Origin of the sequence: Nocardioides pinisoli (genome assembly GCF_024199985.1) — a bacterium.
In the GTDB taxonomy this organism is placed as follows: domain Bacteria; phylum Actinomycetota; class Actinomycetes; order Propionibacteriales; family Nocardioidaceae; genus Nocardioides; species Nocardioides pinisoli.
In genome coordinates, this window is the sequence record NZ_JANARS010000004.1 from 433,710 (window position 1) to 450,830 (window position 17,121).

Annotated in this window: 16 protein-coding genes and 1 pseudogene; 10 read left to right on the forward strand and 7 right to left on the reverse strand. The window is 68.8% G+C overall.

The window, feature by feature from the left end:
• The first annotated feature begins 60 nt into the window (after positions 1-60).
• The 3 genes from NCI01_RS11545 (at position 61) to NCI01_RS11555 (ending at position 4,298) form a co-directional block, all read left to right on the forward strand.
• Positions 61-1,854 carry an acetyl/propionyl/methylcrotonyl-CoA carboxylase subunit alpha gene (locus NCI01_RS11545; protein ID WP_254181626.1) on the forward strand — a complete coding sequence of 598 codons (1,794 nt, stop codon included), beginning with the start codon at positions 61-63 and terminating at the stop codon, positions 1,852-1,854.
• Between the two features lie 111 nt (positions 1,855-1,965).
• Positions 1,966-2,595, forward strand: coding sequence for a TetR/AcrR family transcriptional regulator (locus NCI01_RS11550; protein WP_254181627.1), 630 nt, complete (start codon positions 1,966-1,968; stop codon positions 2,593-2,595).
• Positions 2,592-4,298, forward strand: a complete 1,707-nt coding sequence (locus tag NCI01_RS11555; RefSeq protein ID WP_254181628.1) for an FAD-binding dehydrogenase — start codon at positions 2,592-2,594, stop codon at positions 4,296-4,298. Before NCI01_RS11550 ends, NCI01_RS11555 begins: the two co-directional genes overlap by 4 nt.
• A 76-nt stretch (positions 4,299-4,374) precedes the next feature.
• On the opposite strand, the gene NCI01_RS11560 is transcribed toward NCI01_RS11555, so the two are convergent.
• From NCI01_RS11560 to NCI01_RS11570, 3 genes are all read right to left on the reverse strand, one after another.
• A complete protein-coding gene (locus NCI01_RS11560; RefSeq protein ID WP_254181629.1) occupies positions 4,375-4,617 on the reverse strand; it encodes a hypothetical protein in 243 nt (80 codons plus the stop codon).
• Between the two features lie 277 nt (positions 4,618-4,894).
• Positions 4,895-5,422, reverse strand: coding sequence for a hypothetical protein (locus NCI01_RS11565; RefSeq protein WP_254181630.1), 528 nt, complete (start codon positions 5,420-5,422; stop codon positions 4,895-4,897).
• 102 nt (positions 5,423-5,524) lie between these two features.
• Positions 5,525-5,815 (reverse strand): immunity protein TriTu family protein, encoded by a 291-nt coding sequence (locus tag NCI01_RS11570; protein WP_254181631.1) that lies wholly within the window; start codon positions 5,813-5,815, stop codon positions 5,525-5,527.
• Positions 5,816-5,962: 147 nt separating this feature from the next.
• On the opposite strand from NCI01_RS11570, the gene NCI01_RS11575 reads away from it, so the two are divergent.
• Positions 5,963-6,790, forward strand: a complete 828-nt coding sequence (locus tag NCI01_RS11575; RefSeq protein ID WP_254181632.1) for a phosphotransferase — start codon at positions 5,963-5,965, stop codon at positions 6,788-6,790.
• 266 nt (positions 6,791-7,056) lie between these two features.
• Here the strand turns inward: NCI01_RS11575 and NCI01_RS11580 are convergent, their stop codons facing one another.
• The 3 genes from NCI01_RS11580 to NCI01_RS11590 all read right to left on the reverse strand — a co-directional run bounded on the left by NCI01_RS11580 (position 7,057) and on the right by NCI01_RS11590 (position 9,909).
• Entirely contained in the window at positions 7,057-7,338 is a 282-nt protein-coding gene (locus NCI01_RS11580; RefSeq protein WP_254181633.1) for a hypothetical protein, read from the reverse strand.
• Positions 7,339-7,434: 96 nt separating this feature from the next.
• Positions 7,435-8,433 carry a calcium-binding protein gene (locus tag NCI01_RS22750; protein WP_254181634.1) on the reverse strand — a complete coding sequence of 333 codons (999 nt, stop codon included), beginning with the start codon at positions 8,431-8,433 and terminating at the stop codon, positions 7,435-7,437.
• A 297-nt stretch (positions 8,434-8,730) separates the two neighbouring features.
• A complete protein-coding gene (locus NCI01_RS11590) occupies positions 8,731-9,909 on the reverse strand; it encodes an IS110 family RNA-guided transposase (protein ID WP_254181635.1) in 1,179 nt (392 codons plus the stop codon).
• A gap of 470 nt (positions 9,910-10,379) precedes the next feature.
• Between NCI01_RS11590 and NCI01_RS11595 the strand changes: the two genes are divergently transcribed.
• Positions 10,380-10,775 carry a hypothetical protein gene (locus NCI01_RS11595; protein ID WP_254181636.1) on the forward strand — a complete coding sequence of 132 codons (396 nt, stop codon included), beginning with the start codon at positions 10,380-10,382 and terminating at the stop codon, positions 10,773-10,775.
• 142 nt (positions 10,776-10,917) lie between these two features.
• Here the strand turns inward: NCI01_RS11595 and NCI01_RS11600 are convergent, their stop codons facing one another.
• Positions 10,918-11,769 (reverse strand): phosphotransferase family protein, encoded by an 852-nt coding sequence (locus NCI01_RS11600; RefSeq protein ID WP_254181637.1) that lies wholly within the window; start codon positions 11,767-11,769, stop codon positions 10,918-10,920.
• A gap of 332 nt (positions 11,770-12,101) precedes the next feature.
• Here NCI01_RS11600 and NCI01_RS11605 point away from each other — a divergent pair.
• The 5 genes and pseudogenes from NCI01_RS11605 to NCI01_RS11625 all read left to right on the forward strand — a co-directional run bounded on the left by NCI01_RS11605 (position 12,102) and on the right by NCI01_RS11625 (position 16,998).
• Positions 12,102-13,339, forward strand: a pseudogene (locus tag NCI01_RS11605) (IS110 family RNA-guided transposase).
• A gap of 73 nt (positions 13,340-13,412) precedes the next feature.
• Complete coding sequence (locus NCI01_RS11610) at positions 13,413-13,694, forward strand: hypothetical protein (protein WP_254181638.1); 282 nt, start codon at positions 13,413-13,415, stop codon at positions 13,692-13,694.
• A 260-nt stretch (positions 13,695-13,954) separates the two neighbouring features.
• Entirely contained in the window at positions 13,955-14,971 is a 1,017-nt protein-coding gene (locus NCI01_RS22755) for a helix-turn-helix domain-containing protein (RefSeq protein WP_254181639.1), read from the forward strand.
• A 127-nt stretch (positions 14,972-15,098) separates the two neighbouring features.
• The gene (locus NCI01_RS11620; RefSeq protein ID WP_254181640.1) at positions 15,099-15,518 is read left to right on the forward strand and encodes a hypothetical protein; all 420 of its coding nucleotides are present in this window, start codon (positions 15,099-15,101) and stop codon (positions 15,516-15,518) included.
• 250 nt (positions 15,519-15,768) lie between these two features.
• Positions 15,769-16,998, forward strand: a complete 1,230-nt coding sequence (locus NCI01_RS11625; protein WP_254181641.1) for an IS256 family transposase — start codon at positions 15,769-15,771, stop codon at positions 16,996-16,998.
• Positions 16,999-17,121: the final 123 nt, after the last annotated feature.

Consider the following 17,121-nt stretch of genomic DNA (forward strand, 5'->3'; position numbering starts at 1 on the left):
CCTATGGCGCCGGTGGGACGGGAGGCGAGAGGAATCCGGACGAGCGATACCCTGCCAACCGTGCCTGAGACGACTCCCCTCCAGAAGGTCCTCATCGCCAACCGCGGCGAGATCGCCGTCCGCGTCATCCGCGCCTGCAAGGACGCCGGCATCGGCTCCGTCGCCGTGTACGCCGACCCGGACCGCGACGCCCTCTTCGTACGCCTCGCCGACGAGGCCCACTCCCTCGGCGGCGCCACCCCCGCGGAGTCCTACCTCGACATCGCGAAGATCATCGCGATCGCCGAGAAGTCCGGCGCCGACTCCGTCCACCCGGGCTACGGGTTCCTCGCCGAGAACGCCGAGTTCGCCCAGGCCGTCATCGACGCCGGGCTGATCTGGATCGGTCCCCCGCCGGCCGCGATCGAGGCGCTGGGCGACAAGGCCCGGGCCAAGCACATCGCCGACAAGGCCAACGCTCCCCTCGCCCCGGGCACCAAGGACCCGGTCAAGGATGCCGACGAGGTCGTCGCCTTCGCCGAGGCCAACGGCCTGCCGGTCGCGATCAAGGCCGTCTTCGGCGGCGGCGGCCGCGGCCTCAAGGTCGCCCGCACGCTCGAGGAGATCCCCGACGCCTACGAGTCCGCGGTCCGCGAGGCCGTCACCGCGTTCGGTCGCGGCGAGTGCCTGGTCGAGAAGTTCCTCGACAAGCCGCGCCACGTCGAGACCCAGTGCCTGGCCGACCAGCACGGCAACGTCGTGGTCGTCTCGACCCGCGACTGCTCGCTGCAGCGCCGCAACCAGAAGCTCGTCGAGGAGGCGCCCGCGCCGTTCCTCACCGACGAGCAGCGCACCGAGCTCTACGAGTCGTCCAAGCGCATCCTGACCGAGGCCGGCTACCACGGCGCCGGCACCTGCGAGTTCCTCGTCGCCCAGGACGGCACCATCTCCTTCCTCGAGGTCAACACCCGCCTGCAGGTCGAGCACTGCGTCTCCGAGGAGGTCACCGGCATCGACCTCGTGCGCGAGATGTTCCGCATCGCCGCCGGCGAGGAGCTCGGCTACGGCGACCCCGAGATCCGCGGCCACTCCATCGAGTTCCGCATCAACGCCGAGGACGGCGGGCGCAACTTCATGCCCGCCCCCGGCACCCTGACGCGCTGGCACGCACCGGCCGGCCCCGGCGTACGGCTCGACGGCGGCTACGACCAGGGCGAGACCATCCCCGGCTCCTTCGACTCCCTCATCGCCAAGCTGATCGTCACCGGCAAGGACCGCACCCAGGCGCTCGAGCGCTCGCGCCGCGCGCTCGACGAGTTCGTCGTCGACGGCATGCCCACCGTCATCCCGTTCCACCGCGCGGTCGTCTCCGACCCGGCCTACGTCGGCGCCTCCACCCCCACCGGCGAGGGCGAGTTCACCGTCTACACCCAGTGGATCGAGACCGAGTTCGACAACCAGATCGAGCCCTACGCCGGCGAGCACGGCGAGGCCGAGGACGACGGCGAGCGGCAGAAGGTCACCGTCGAGGTCGGTGGCCGCCGCCTCGAGGTCGTGCTGCCCGCCGGGCTCGGCGGACTGTCCACGTCCGGCGGAGGCGGGACGAACGGTGCGAAGAAGGCCAAGCGCTCGGCGAAGAAGGCCGGCGCCGCGGCCTCCGGCGACTCCGTCACCTCCCCGATGCAGGGCACGATCGTGAAGGTGGTCGTCGAGGAGGGCCAGGACGTCGCCGAGGGCGACACCATCGTGGTCATGGAGGCCATGAAGATGGAGCAGCCCCTCAAGGCCCACAAGTCCGGCACCGTCGCCGGGCTGCAGGCCGAGGTCGGCGCCACCGTCACCAACGGTGCCGTGATCTGCGAGATCACGGGCTGACGCCTACCGGACGTCATGGGAATGCCCGGTTCGCACCGGCGATTCCCATGACGTCCGTCGCCATCGCCGCTTAGAGAGCAAGCGCTCACTATCTATGTAACACTTGCCCGCATGACAGCCACAGAGCGCCGGACGCAGGCGCAGCGCCGCGAGGGCACCATCGGTGCGCTGCTCGAGGCGACGGTGACGTGCCTGACGGAGCGGGGGTACGCCGCCACCTCGACCGCCGCTGTCTGCGCGGAGGCGGGCGTCAGCCAGGGGGCGCTCTTCCGGCACTTCCCGACCCGGCAGGCGCTGCTGGTGGCCACCGCCGAGCACGTGGCCACCCGCAACGTCGCGGCGTTCCGCGCCACGACCGGGGGCGCGGCGGTCGACTCCGTCGACGACGTGGCGGACGTCCTCGCCCACCTCCGCCAGGCGGTGCTCTCCCCCACCAACCAGACCTGGCGCGAGCTCCTCGTCGCCGCGCGGGCCGACGCCGACCTGCGCGAGGCGCTGCTGCCGGCGCGCGAGGTGCTGCACACGCAGATGCGCGACGTGGCCGCTGACCTGTGGGGCGACCGCCTCTCCGCCGACGACCTCCCCGCCGTCCTCAGCATCGTGGTCAACATGCTCGACGGACTGGCCTTCTCCGCGCTCGACCCCGACCCCGCGGCCGCACCCGGACGCACCGTCGAGCGGGCGCTGCGCCTGCTCGCCGAGCTGATCGTCCACCGCTATCCCGAGCAGGAGCCCCGATGACCGAGTCCACCCCCACCGCCGGTTTCACCCCCGACGTCGTCGTCGTCGGCGCCGGACTAGCCGGGCTGGTCGTGACCCACGAGCTGGCCCTCGCCGGCAAGCGCGTGCTCGTCCTCGACCAGGAGAACCGCCACAACCTCGGCGGCCAGGCGTGGTGGTCGCTCGGCGGCCTGCTGTTCGTCGACAGCCCGGAGCAGCGACGGATGGGCATCACCGACTCCCCCGAGCTGGCGTGGCAGGACTGGCAGGGCTCGGCCCAGTTCGACCGCCTCGGCGACGGCACCGACGGCCCCGGCCGCGGCGAGGACTTCTGGCCGCAGCAGTGGGCCAGGGCGTACGTCGACTTCGCGCACCGCGAGAAGCGCGACTACCTCCGCGCCCTCGGCCTCCGCTCGCTCCCCTTCGTCGGGTGGGCCGAGCGCGGGGACGGCCGGGCCACGGGCCACGGCAACTCGGTGCCGCGCTTCCACCTGACGTGGGGCACCGGCCCCGAGGTGGTGCGGATCTTCGCCGAGCCGGTCGAGCGCGCGGAGGCCCGCGGGATCGTACGCCTCGCGTTCCGCCACCAGGTCGACGAGCTCGTCGTCGAGGACGGCGCGGTCGTGGGCGTGCGCGGCACGGTGCTGGTCGACGACGACGCCGAGCGCGGCGTGAGGTCGAGCCGCGAGCCGGCCGGCGAGTTCGAGCACCGCGCCCCGGCCGTCGTCGTCACTTCCGGCGGCATCGGCCACAACCACGAGCTGATGCGACGCAGCTGGCCCACGGAACGGGTCGGTCCCGCACCCGCGCACCTGATCTCGGGGGTGCCCGCCCACGTCGACGGCCGGATGCAGGGCATCGCCGAGACCGCGGGCGCGACGATGGTCAACCGCGACCGCATGTGGGCCTACGTCGAGGGCATCCACAACTGGGACCCGGTCTGGCCGGACCACGCGATCCGGATCCTGCCCGGCCCCTCGTCGATGTGGTTCGACGCCACCGGCAAGCGCCTCGAGGGCATGTCGGGCGTCCCCGGAGCGGACTCGATCGGCGCGATGAAGCAGATCCTGGCGACCGGCCACGACTACTCCTGGTTCGTGCTGACCCAGTCGATCATCGAGAAGGAGTTCGCACTCTCCGGCTCCGAGCAGAACCCCGACATCACCGGCAAGGACCTGAAGTTCCTCGCCCGGAGCCGGCTGGCGAAGGGAGCGCCCGGCCCGGTCGAGGCGTTCAAGGAGCACGGCGTCGACTTCGTCGTGGCCGACGACCTGACCGAGCTGGTGGCCGGCATGAACGAGCTCGCCCGCGGGCCGCAGCTCGACGCCGACGACCTCGAGCGGGACATCGTCGCGCGCGACCGCGAGGTCGACAACTCCTTCTCCAAGGACATCCAGGTGATGGCGATCCACAACGCCCGCCGCAGCCCCACCGACAAGCTGATCCGCGTCGCCAGGCCGCACAAGATCCTCGACCCCGCCCACGGCCCGCTGATCGCCGTACGGCTCAACATCCTCTCGCGCAAGACGCTCGGCGGGCTCGAGACCGACCTCGACGGTCAGTGTGTGGCCGCCGACGGCTCACGCATCCCCGGCCTGTACGCCGCTGGCGAGGTCGCCGGTTTCGGCGGCGGCGGCGTGCACGGCTACAACGCGCTCGAGGGCACCTTCCTCGGCGGCTGCATCTTCTCCGGCCGCGCCGTCGGACGTGCCCTCGCCGGCTGACCTGGCACGGTGCGAGGCATGGGAGGTGTCGAGCGCGGCGAGGTCACGCCGGGGTCGAGTGGTCAGGTGAGGGCACTCACCAGTGGAGCTGGCGTCGGACGCCGGCTGGCCAGCGGGAGACGTGGTCGGCCTGGATCGAGTCGCCGGTCAGGCGATACCAACCTGCATCGAACAGCGCAGTCGCGTCCTGCACCCACTCGAGGAGTGAGCGCCACTTGGGGTCGAACGAGGGCTCCGTCGTCAGGTGGGGGTCGTCGACCAGGACGGCGCCGCTGCGCGCATCGACCCTCAACGTGGCCACGTTCTCCCAGCCGGCCACAGGGAACAGCTCGCGCGGCGGGGACAGCTCATCTGGATCGTCGTCCGAACGTCTCCCGCCAGATGCTCGTCGCGGTCTCGAGCCTCAGCGCGCAGCCTCTCCGACACCACGCTGTCGGGGAGAGCTGGAGCGAGGTGCCCGACGACGGGTACGCCCAAGGTCGTCAGCCTCGCCTCCAGGGTCTCGAGCGCAGCCAAGAGCTTGGCGTTCACCTCGCTCCTCCTCTGCGATCGAACCGACCGCTCACGCCGATGTCCAGACGCCGCCCGCTGGCGGATCAGCCGACGTTCACGTTGACGCGGGTGGTGACCGCGGAGTCGACCAGTCCGACGTAGCCACCCAGCGCGCCTACGAGCACGCCGATCACGACCAATCGGACGATGGGAGCACCCTCGCGGGCTGACGGACAGGTCCGCTGCCAGGCATACCAGTCGCTGCGGCAGAACGTCGCAAGTCCGGCGAGAGCCCCGGCACCGGCAGCGAGCGCGAGCACGGCGTGGGCTGCCTGAACGGGGCCGTCGATCGAGACCAGGTTGGCAAGCCCGCCGACGAAGGCCAGCGTCAACACGACCCAGGCGAGCACGATCCGGACGCGGCGGGCCCGGACGACACCAGCGGACACGTAGCCGACCAGGAGCGCCCCAAGGGTCATGGACAGGACCTGCGACGCCTCGTCGCCGACGCGACCCCCATGTCGGACCACCAGCAGCGCCTGGCCCGCCAGCGAAGCCAGGGCAAGCACCCAGATCGAACGAGGAAGTGGGGGCGTCACGTCCAGCCGCTCGACTCCCCCGTCAACGGTCACGGGGTCATGGTTGCACCCGGCTCACGCACGCGCTGGCATCAGGCTTCGGACGCGCATGCGGTCTGCGGCAGAGGACGCGAACGGATCTGTCGGAGGCGGGCGTCAGCGACGGGCGATGAGCGCCGCTTCGAGGTCGTCGACGCACTGGCTCAATTCGTCGCGGGAGGCCACGTCACAGTGACGTCCGCCGCCGTCGCTCGGCGTACCCCAATCCATCTGCGCCTCACCTGAGACCCAGACGGTCAGCTGACCCAGTGCATCGTTCACGCTGAGGATCAGCCAGGACGCTGGATTGTCCGTCGGTGACCCGTCGACGACCTCCCAACCGATGCCAGCTTCCGCCCAACGGGCGCTCCGCTCCCGTGCGATGTCACGCAGAGTGCCTAGATCCATCCGCGCAGTCTGGCGCGCAACGTGCAGATCTGCCGCTACCCGACGACCGCTCATGCCGGTGATCGGTCGCCCGTCGTCCACCCCGGGTCACCCGCGGCCAGGTCGTGGGAAACCGCCCCTGTCCGGCAACCGTGCAAGTGTGTCGCCATGGCGGAATCCGAGACCGAGCACGCGTTGGCCACATGGGGTAGCGGCACGCGTGCCGCTGACGCGACACGGACCGGCGACATCGTCCTGAAGTCGAGTGGTCCTTGGGCGCCATCGGTGCTTGCACTGCTGCGGCACCTCGAAGAGGTCGGTTTCGCAGGAGCACCCCGAGTGGTCGGCGATGGCTACGCCGCTGACGGGCGCATGGCGGTCAGTTTCGTGCCGGGCGAGAGTCCCCACCCGCGCGCATGGGATGACCACCGGGTCGGTGGCGTAGGTGGGTTGTTGCGCGACCTGCACCTCGCCACGTCCTCGTTCGCTGCGTCAGCAGGCGCCCAGTGGAAGACGACCTGGCTCCACGAGACCTACGCCTCCGGTGACATGGTGGTGGGTCACGGTGATGCCGCCCCATGGAACATCGTCGGACGTCACGGCTCGGCGCACGCTCTCGTTGACTGGGAGTGCGCGGGCCCGATCGACCGGCTGACCGAGCTCGCCTACGCCGTCTGGCTCAATGCACAGCTTCACGACGACGACATCGCCGAGCGGCAAGGCCTTCCCGATGCGGCGACACGCGCCGGACAGGCCCACACGATCCTCGATGCCTACGGCCTGGCCCCCGCTCGCCGCGCAGACATCGTCGACCGCATGATCGAGCTCGCCATCCATGCCGCGCGAGCCGAAGCCCTGTCCGCCAAGGTGACACCCGAGAGCGAGAGCGCCGTCGACACGGACGGCTACCCCGTGCTCTGGGCGATCACGTGGAGGGCGCGCAGTGCATCCTGGATGATCCACAACCGAGCGCTGCTGCTCCGGCCGCGCTCGTAGTCCGTCTGTCGGATCACGACGGCCGTACATGCCGCTACCCCGTGCATCCGCTCACGCCGGGGTGAGAGGGTCAACCGCCCCTACGAAGACGGCGTGCTCGACATGCGCTGGTGGTCGCTCGACGAGGTAGACGCAGCCCACCGACGGTCGATCTTCTTCGCCCCCCGTGCATACCCGCGCCTCATGCGGGACCTGCTCGACCCAGACCGCTACGAGGCAATGAGACGTCCGTTCGCCCCTGACCGTCCGGACCTGCCGCAATCGCGTCATTCGACCTCCCAGCCACGGGCCTTGGCGTCGACAAGCAGGTCATCGCGGATGGACCTCAGGTCAGCGGCGAGCTGACTCAGTGTTCGCTTCTCGACGCGACCCCATTGGGGCCAGGCGTCCCAAAGGCGGCGCCCGAGTGCCTGGTCGTCCTGGAGCAGGGAATCACCGCCGAAGTTGCGGATGTCCCTGATCAGAGAGTCGACGGGCTCACCGAACGTTGGGCGGTCCCACGTGAAGATGTCGGTGTACCAGTGATCGGTGGGGCCACCCATGTTCATGGGATGAGTCTCGCAGCCGAACGCACGAACCTGCCGCGACCCGAGCATCCGCACATGCCGATGAGCGCCCAGGGCGACCGTCAGACCCAGGTGGTTTCAGCGTTCGCAGCGACGCTCGCGTTCGGCATCGCAGCGGTCCCGGCCAGACTGCCCGTCGGCGGTGTCGCGTCCGCCGCCTCCGCGGAGCACGTCCGACCCCTCGCCGCCCCTGAGGTCGTCGCGGCCGCTGCCACCGAGGAGCACGTCTGATCGGGCGCGGCCTTGGAGTTCGTCGTTGCCTGCGCCCCCGACCAACCGGTTGAGGCCCTGCCACCCCTGGATGCTGTCGTCGCCGGATCCACCACGCATCGTGGCTTTCATGCCCACGCACTCCGACTTGATCTGGGCGTAGGGGGAGTCCTCGGAGTAAGAAGCGCCGCGGAGGGTGTCGTTTCCGCCTTTCCCGACGAACAGCACATCGCATCCCGCCCCCCACAGGTAGTTGTCCTCGGCGTTGCCCCTCAACACCGCGCGCGGCGCGACTACGCCCGCGTGAACGATCCCAGACAGGTTGACCGCATGGACCCCGCCGACCGTCACCATGTTGGTGTCCAGGTCGATCTCCACGTCCTGGTCGGCCGACCAGACAGCGATCCCGCCACCGGTGTAGGTGCCAGGTGTCCCCGTCACAGGCGCGGTGACCGTCAGGTACGCCCTGTCGGCGTCTGTCACGGTGTCATCCGTTCCGTCCGCGTACACCGCTTTGTGGCCAGGTCCCCCGAGGTAGCGGTCGAGACCAGCGCCTAGATAGGTAACGCTTGTTGTCAACCCAGCCTGGGACGCGTCCACCACGTCATCGCCGTCGCCCGCGACCACCAACACGGCGGACGGGCTCACGCACACCAGGTCGTTCCCAGCGACAGCGTAGGTGCGCTGGGAGGTGCCGGTGACGATGACGTCATCACCCGGCGTGCCCTGAATGGCCGGGCCAGTGCCGACGATCGTGGCCGCCCGGCCCTGGCAGGTCTGGCCAGTGTCCGAAGCCGCCGAAGACGGTGCGCTCAGCGCCCCCGTAACAAGCGCGGTGACAACAAGCGTGGTCGAACGTTGAAGCACGGTTCCCCCTGGGTGAGCGCTATCCCCCGATGATGGTGGGCAGCGTGTCGATGACGGTACGTCGCATGCGAGGGTCCTTGCTAAGACGCGCCGACCTCATAGTTAGTTGTCGGCGTTCGCGGTTGCGAGAGTCAAGCGGCTGTCTCGACCGTCCCGCAGACCCCGCTGCGCATCCGGATCTGCCGCGTTGCGGGCGGCTACGCTCGCCCGGATCTGCAGCGTTGCGGGCGGTTACGCCCGCCCGGATCTGCCGCGTTGCGGGCGGCTACGCTCGCCCGGATCTGGCACCCCTCTGTGTCAACGGGTGCTTGGAACGAGGTCCTTCACGGGGTCGCTCTCTGGGCGTAGCGTCGGGTTCGCGGGTTCGGGAAGTGGCTGATCCGAAGTGTCGATGAGCGGGTGCGAGTCGACCGCGCTGGATTGAAGAGCCGCCCCGCAGTGCCCTCCCGGATCCGCTCCATCGTGCTGGTGAGCGTCGGCGATGAGCTGGCGGTAGACGACGTCGGACAGGCGCCGTTTGAGGCAGCGCAGTGCTTCCATCGGTGTCTTGCCGGCGGCGAACTTGCGGCGGTAGTAGGCGCGGCCTTCGGTGTCGTGGCGGATCTGCACGATCGCGGCGACGTGCAGGACGTGGTTCATCCGCCGGTTCCCGGCCCGCGATAACCGGTGGCGGGCTTGCTCGCCTGAGGAGGCGTCCAGTGGTGCGGTGCCGGTCCAGGACGCGAACCGGTTGCGGTCGGCGAACCGGGCTACGTCGCCGACGTCGGCCAGCACGCGGGCCGCGCCTGCCGGTCCGATGCCGTAGATGTCCATCAGGTGCGACCCGCGGGCGGTGACCGCGGCCTTCAGCTCGGCCTTGATCTTCTTGAGCTTGGCGTCGACTGCGACCAGGTCGGCTATCTCTTCGGCGGCCATCCGGCGGCGGGTCTTGCCGGCGATGTCACGGGGTCGCACGGTGGCGAGCATCGCCTTGGCCTGGGCGGCGGACAGGTCGCGTTTGCGCTGGCCAGGCAGTAGTTCGCTGAGGAGTCGTTGTAGCCGGTTGACGGTCTGGACTCGTTGGTGGGCGAGCTCGTCGCGGCGGTCGGTGAGCATCCGCAAGGCTTCGAGCTCACCGTCCTCGACCAGCACCCGCAGCCCCTCGGTGCGGGCCGCGACGACAGCGATGGAGTGGGCGTCCAGGGCGTCGGTCTTGCGGTTGTGGCCGGTGTCGAAGAGCCGCACCCGGGCCGCAAGCTTGGCTGGCACGTCGACGACCTGCTCGCCGGCGGCGACGAGTCGTTGGGCCAGTGGACGACCGGCGCCGTTGGCTCCCTCGACGGCCCAGAGTCGGTCGGGCCACTGCTTCACGTACCGCTGCATCGCGGCGTACCCGGCGTTGGTGGTCTCAAACCGTCCGCTGCCGAGGAGCCGTTCGTGGGTGTCGACGACCTCGATCGTCACCGACATCTTGTGGGGGTCGACCCCGATGATCACGCCCTTCGTCTTGCTCATCTACTCACCTCATCTGTGTTCTGGCATCCACTCGGACGGCGAGGTGGGCAGTGCTACTACGAGCTGGGCAGACCCCTCTTGAGCCACGCCTCGTCACGGTGAACGACGGGTCGCATTCCAGATGAGAGCCACACCCAAGAGCGGGTGGGCAGCCGCGAATGAGAGCGTCCCGCCGATCACCTAGATCAGAGTCTGGCCAGACACCGATCCTGCGGAAAGTCTCCTAGTAGCCGCGTTTAGTGCGCGGATCTGCCGATGTGCCTGCAGACCTTAAGGTCAGAAAGTTGACTCCTGTTGCACCGGACTCGACCTAGTCTGGACGGGTGAGTGCTTCTGGCTGGTTCTCGTACGACCACGTGGGCGCCGCCCCGGAGCCAGAGTCGCCTCCTACTCCCGAGCAACTAGAAGCGGCCGCAGCCCAGAGGTCCGTACCTTCGTCCGGCGTGCGCCGGGTGACTGAAGACATCAGTGACGACGACCTCTATCAAGCGCTCATCGAGTTTCTTGGGAACTTCGGAGTAGCCAGGGAGATCGTCACTGGGGTGATCCGCCTCGACATCGCCGACGACATGTATCCCACCGGTCGCGAAGCAGGCCTGCCGCTGATCGTTCACCTCAGCCGAGCTCAGCTTCGCCGACTGGCGTGGGCTGAGGACGACATCTTCGATGACACAGACCTTGCGGTGGCGCCCCACACGACGCGTCACGTCGAGGTCGGATTCCACACGCTGACATTCATGCTGGCAGAGACCTTCGAGTCTGGGGTGGGCCGCAGGGCGGGCGTGCAGCCCGGCGATCTTGTGTACGACGAGTCAGCGAACCGCCTGCGATACCGCGCACGCTCCTGACCGGGCGGCTGGCAAGGCTCAGGCAGCGCCCGTGACCGCTCATGCCGAGATCCGGGTAGTGCCCCACAAGCCATCCTCCGCGACAGCGCCCCCAGATCGTGTCATCTGGTTGCCCAGGTCCCGGCAGTGCTTCCTCCGCGAGTCAGTCGCTCTCCGCGTATAGGTCGGTCAGGAGCCGGTGGCCGAAACACTCGAAGTCCTCGTCGCCGACTCCGTAGGCCCATACGGCTGTGCCTACCGCTTCACCGACCAGGGCTCGGCGCCACTCCCCCGGTTCGCGCGGGTCACTGCCGTACCCCTCGATGAACGCGGCCTCCAGCTTGGGATCGCGCGCGAAGTCCTGACGTGCAAGCCGGACAAAGTCCTCGATCGGCGGGCGCAGGTCGGCGCGTCCGAAGTCGATGATCCTGACGACGCCGTCGTCGATCAACCAGTTGCGCGGCTGCCAGTCACCGTGCGTAGGTACGACGCGGGCGCCGCCTCTTGGCCAGGTCGACACCTCGGCGCGCACGCGGCCCTCGATGTTGCTGTCGATTCGGTGCGGTAGCGCGAGGTGTCGCTCAACGCGTGCGCGGAACCTGTCGTTCCACTCCTCGTCGAGGATCGAGAGTTGGTTGTGGAAGGTGACGAGTAGCGAGCCCGCTTGCCGATAGGTCTCCGCGTCATCCTGAGCGCTGGTTCCTTCTACCAAGCTGCCCGGAAGGTAGTGAGTGACCAGCATTTTGGCGGCCTGGTCGCCGAACAAGAGAAGAGGAGCGTGCCCGGTGCTGACCCAAGGATGCAGCCACTCCCGGTGCGCGCGGATCTCCCGGGAGATGTGGCCGTCCGTGACGCCGCCAGCCTTCAGGATGAGGCGGCCCTGGTCGCTGACTAGCTCAAGCACCTTCGTTTCGACCAGTCCCCAACTGAGATCGGCGAGCGCCTTTGCGTCGGGTATCCATCGCGCGAGCTGTTGGCGCTGCTCGGGTCTCAACCGGCTCAGGTCATCGGTCACGAGGAGCGATTCTAGATTGGGCGTACGCGCCCATAGCGTGCGCTGCGATTGTCCGGATCTGTTCGTTGAGGGCGGGAACGTTCCCCGAATCTAATGGCTTCTGCCGGTCTGTTTCGGCAGGCTGGTTCCGGTAGCGGCCGGCGGGTCAGCACTCTCCGAATCTGATCGCTTGCAGGTCTCGCGGCAGACCGTGCGCCCGTTGGTCGTGAGCAGGCGAAACCGCTGCTGGGATGTCGTGCCCGTCGCCGATGGTGAGCACTTGGACCATTAGATCGCTGGCTGTCCTCCTCCGCGCTGCTGACCATGGGTGAGGCGAGTAGGAAGGCGAGGCGATGCTCTTCATCGGAGATGACTGGGCCGAGGATCACCACGACGTCGAGCTGGTCGACGACGACGGGCAGGTGTTGGCCCGTAGACGGTTGCCCGAGGGGATCGGGGGCATCGCCGGGCTGCATGCGCTGATCGCCGATCATCTGCCCGAGGACTGGATCGAGCTGGAACCCGAACAGGTGCAGGGGCTGGTCAAGGTCGGCATCGAGACCGACCGAGGAACTTGGGTGGCGGCCTTGGTCGCGGCCGGTTACGAGGTCTTCGCGATCAACCCGCTGTCGGTGGCCCGGTACCGAGAACGCCACTCCACCTCGGGTGCCAAGTCTGATGCCGGCGACGCGCACGTGCTGGCCGAGATCGTCCGCGTCGACCGGCCACATCACCGGCCGCTGGCCGGCGACTCCCAGGAGGCCGAGGCGATCAAGCTCGTCGCCCGCACCCACCAGAGCCTGATCTGGGAACGCAGCCGACACGTGCTGCGGCTGCGTGCGGCGTTGCGGGACTTCTTCCCCGCTGCGCTGGAGGCGTTCCCTGACCTCGATGCCCCCGACGCGCTCGAACTGCTGGCGGCAGCGCCCGATCCTGCCCGGGCGGGTCGGCTGAACCGCCGCCGGATCATCGCCGCGCTCAAGAGAGCGAATCGGCGCAACATCGAGGCCAGAGCCACCGAGCTTGTGCAGGTCTTCGGTGCCGAGCAGCTGCGCCGCTCAGAGCCGGTCGAGGCGGCCTACGCCGCGATCGTGGCCAGCCAGGCCACCATCATCGCGACACTGAACACCCAGATCGAGCAGATGGCGGCGGTGGTGGAGGCGCATTTTGGCCAGCACCCGGACGCTGAGATCTACACCAGCCAACCCGGCATTGGTGTGGTCCTCGCGCCCGGGTGCTCGGCGAGTTCGGCGACGATCCGCACCGCTACACCGACGCCAAGGCCCGCAAGAACTACGCCGGCACCTCACCGATCACCCGAGCATCGGGCAAGAAGGAGATCGTCCTGGCCCGCTACGCCCGCAACCGACGGCTCGGCGACGCCGCGCAGCAGTGGGCGTTCTGCTCGCTGCGCGGATCACCCGGCGCCCGCGCCTACTACCAACAGCTCCGCGCCAAGAACGTCGGCCACCAAGCCGCCCTGCGCCAGCTCGCCAACCGACTCGTCGGAATCCTCCACGGCTGCCTCAAGACCCACACCCCCTACGACGAAACGACCGCCTGGAGCCACCACCTCAGCAACGCTGCTTGACACCCGTAAAACCTGGGATGTCTGCCGCGATGAGTGCGAGGCTCTCGTAGGAGAGTCGCACTAGCCTGAGTAGGTGTCCGAGAAGGCAGCGCGTCGACAAGCACGCCAACAAGTGGCCGCCTATCACGAGGCAGAGCTCGGAGAACTCGTCGCACACGTCGCCGGCGCGATCGATCAATTTCGCGACGGTGATCTCGACCTATTCGATATGGACCGTGTGCTGTTCCAGTACTCCCGTGCAGCGAAAGAGCTCTGGAATTACTGCAACCCGGGCAACCTCGAGGTGGCCGCACGGTACATACGGGAGGACCCGGCGATCGACTGGTGGGAGCGCGGAGCCTTCAGGGAGCGGTGACCCGCCCTGCGTCTTTCCGCCGCGTACCGTCCGGGGCGCGACATTGCGCCGCCTGTCGCGGACATCCGTATCGGCCGAGTTGCGGGCCTCCCTGCCGCTTCGAGTGCGGGCGGTCAAGAAGTCTCGGGCATGTAGGCGTCCAACGGGCGAGCAAGGTTCACGAAGCGCATGTCGGCCCAGCCCCGCTCCGACCGCGCTGGCGGGAGTGGCAACTGTGGCGACCGTGGTGCCGGGACGGTCGGTGCCGTCACACTGTGACCGTGACGTCGCTTCCCGGACTGGTCATCGCCCTTGTGGCGGGCGCCGGCGCGGGCTGGGTCCTGAAACGTTCGTCGGCGCGGACGCGGCCGGGATGGGTGGTATGGCGCCGGTACCTCATAGCATCGGCCGTCCTGGTCGCCTCCTACCCGCTCGTGTGGGGGTGGGCGACGCTCGCGTCGTCATGGATGCCCCATAGCCGTGTTGCGTGGGCGGCGGCCGTCCTGGCCGTCACAGCCCACCTGCCGGTCCTGGCGACCTTCACCGCGCTGCCGCTGCTGGCGGTGCGCTACCTAGGCGGCACGTCCTCGCGATGGCCAGTGGTGGCTGTGCTGGTGCTGGGATGCAGTGCCGCACTCACCATGATGCTGTTCTTCGACGACTTCGCCCCTCTGAGAGCGTCCGCACTGATCCCTTCCTCGACAGGAACGACAGTCGGCATGTCCATCAATGCGCTCTTCCTGGCGACAGTGCTGCTCGGTCCGGTGTGGGCGCTGGTGGCGGCGTGGCGCGCGGAGGACGCCGCGGCACGTCGACTCGCGCTTGTTGCCGCGTCCTCACTGGCAGGGACCCTCCTGGTCATCGCGTGCGGCGCAATCGCCGCTGCGCCCGGGCTGACCTTGCGTGCCTGGTCTGCGGTGCTGGTGGTCGTCGGCATGGACATCGCATTGGCGATCGCAGGGTGGGGCAGCACGAAGGCCCTCACCGAGCACCTAGGCAACGACGCCCACGAGCCTGCTGCGATGCGGGAGCCACCGCCCGAGGCACACGAGGCCTACAAGGCGTCCGGAGGCACCGCACACCTCACCCAGCGCGAGGTCGAGGTGCTGGGCCTGCTCGCCGAGGGCCTCTCCAACGCCGGCATCGCCGCACGTCTCGTCCTCTCCGAACGCACGGTCGACGCACACCTCCGCTCGGTGTTCGCCAAGCTCGACCTGCCCGGGGGGCCCGACTACAACCGCCGGGTGCATGCCGCCGCCGCCATGTGGTCTCAGGACCGGCCCGTCGAAACGGGTTAGGCGAAAGGGCCGATGCGGACCTGACGGGCCGGCTCCTACGGTTCGACGACCTCTGACGTCGTGGCCAGCAAGGGAGACAGTCGTGAAGCAGCACTGGAAGCTTGTCGCACTCGTGTGGGTCCCATTCGTGTCAATCTTCGCGTTCGCTGCACCCCCGCTGGTCGAACGTGTCGGCGACAGCCATCCCCACATCGCCTTCCACATCGTCGCGGCTGGCCTGCTCGGGTGGGCGACGCTCGTGGCACTGCGACTGCGTAGGACGACGTCACCAGATGCCCGGGCAGCCCGCCTCCTGCTCGGCGCCCTGCTCGTGTCGATCCCGGCTGCGGTCCTCGGCAACCTCACCGAGCTAGTGGCAGCCGTGGGGCGGCTGGCGGACGACAGCTGGGAGAGCCGCAGGACCGAGGACCTCTTCGGCGACGACGGTGGCCTGCACTTCCTGGCGTCCAACCTGACGATCCCGGCCTTGATGCTGTCCATGCTGCTCACGCTGGTCGTGGCAACGGCAGCCGCGATCCAGGGGCGGCGACTGGAGTCGGTTCGCTGACACGGCGCCCCGCGGTCCGGACCGACGGTGAGGACAGCGACGTTCAGGACTGCCCCGACCAGCGACGCAGCGAACACGATCCTCCCCGCAGTGAGTTCGCCTCGCGTCCGCAGACCAGGAAATCTGGGTTGCGTCCCGTGAGGTGGTGTAGTTCAGGCCGCTGTTCGTCGTGTTGACGATGACGTAGGCGGCCACCGTGCCACGGTCGGTGAGACCTAGCGATAGAACTCACGGAAGGACCTGAAGCACGATGGCCTTGGACAATGCTGCCCTACTCGAGGTGCTCGAAGCCATGCAGGCCGCTGGTGTCGAGGACCGTGTCCGCACCGCGGCCCAGACGATCTACCAGGCGTTGATCGACGCCGAGCTGACCGCGGTGATCGGCGCCGGCCCCTGGGAACGCACCGCGGACCGCACCGCACAACGCAACGGATCACGTCCCCGGACGCTGACCACGACCGCCGGTGACCTGGAGCTGCGGATCCCGAAGCTGCGGTCCGGGTCGTTCTTCCCCTCGCTGCTCGAGCGCCGGCGTCGGGTCGACCAGGCGCTGTTCGCGGTGATCATGGAGGCCTACCTGCACGGTGTCTCGACCCGGAAGGTCGACGACCTGGTCAAGGCACTCGGTGCCGACTCGGGGATCAGCAAGTCCGAGGTTTCACGGATCTGCGCGGACCTCGACGAGGAGGTCGGCGCGTTCCGGGACCGGTCCCTGACCGGGATCGCCTACCCGTACGTGTTCCTCGACGCCACCTACTGCAAGGCCCGGGTGAACCGGCGGGTGGTGTCCCAAGCGGTGGTGATCGCGACCGGTGTCACCGCCGACGGGCGCCGTGAGGTGCTGGGCTTCGACGTCGGCGACTCCGAGGACGGGGCGTTCTGGACCGCGTTCCTGCGCTCGCTGAAGGCCCGCGGACTCGGCGGGGTGCAGCTGGTCATCAGCGACGCCCACACCGGCTTGAAGGCCGCGATCGGGTCCGTGTTCCTCGGCGCTGCGTGGCAGCGGTGCCGGGTGCACTTCATGCGCAACGTCCTCGCCGTCGTCCCGAAAGGGAACCAAGAGATGGTCGCCGCGGCGATCCGCACGATCTTCGCCCAGCCCGACGCCGACCACGTCACCGATCAGTTCGAGGTCATCGCCGCCATGCTCGGCAAGCAGCTGCCCAAGGTCGAGCAGATGCTCCGCGAGGCCCACGACGACCTGCTCGCCTTCGCCGGGTTCCCGGTGCCGCACTGGAAGAAGATCTGGTCGACCAACCCGCTCGAGCGGCTGAACAAGGAAGTCAAGCGCCGCACCGACGTCGTCGGCGACTTCCCCAACCCCGCCGCCCTGCTGCGCCTGGCCGGCGCGGTCCTGGTCGAGGCCCACGACGAGTGGCAAGTCAGCGCCGAACGCCGCTACCTGTCCGAACGGTCCATGGCCCTGGTGGCCAACCGATCCGAGGAGGAGGTGGCCAAGCCCGAACTCATGACGGCATGATCAGAACCACTGACCCGCACGGTGTCGAGAACTCCACCACTCAGCGGGACGTGACCGGAATCTGACGCTAGCGCCAACATCCGATCATGCCGCGTTGAGGGCGGCTACGCTCGCCCGGATCTG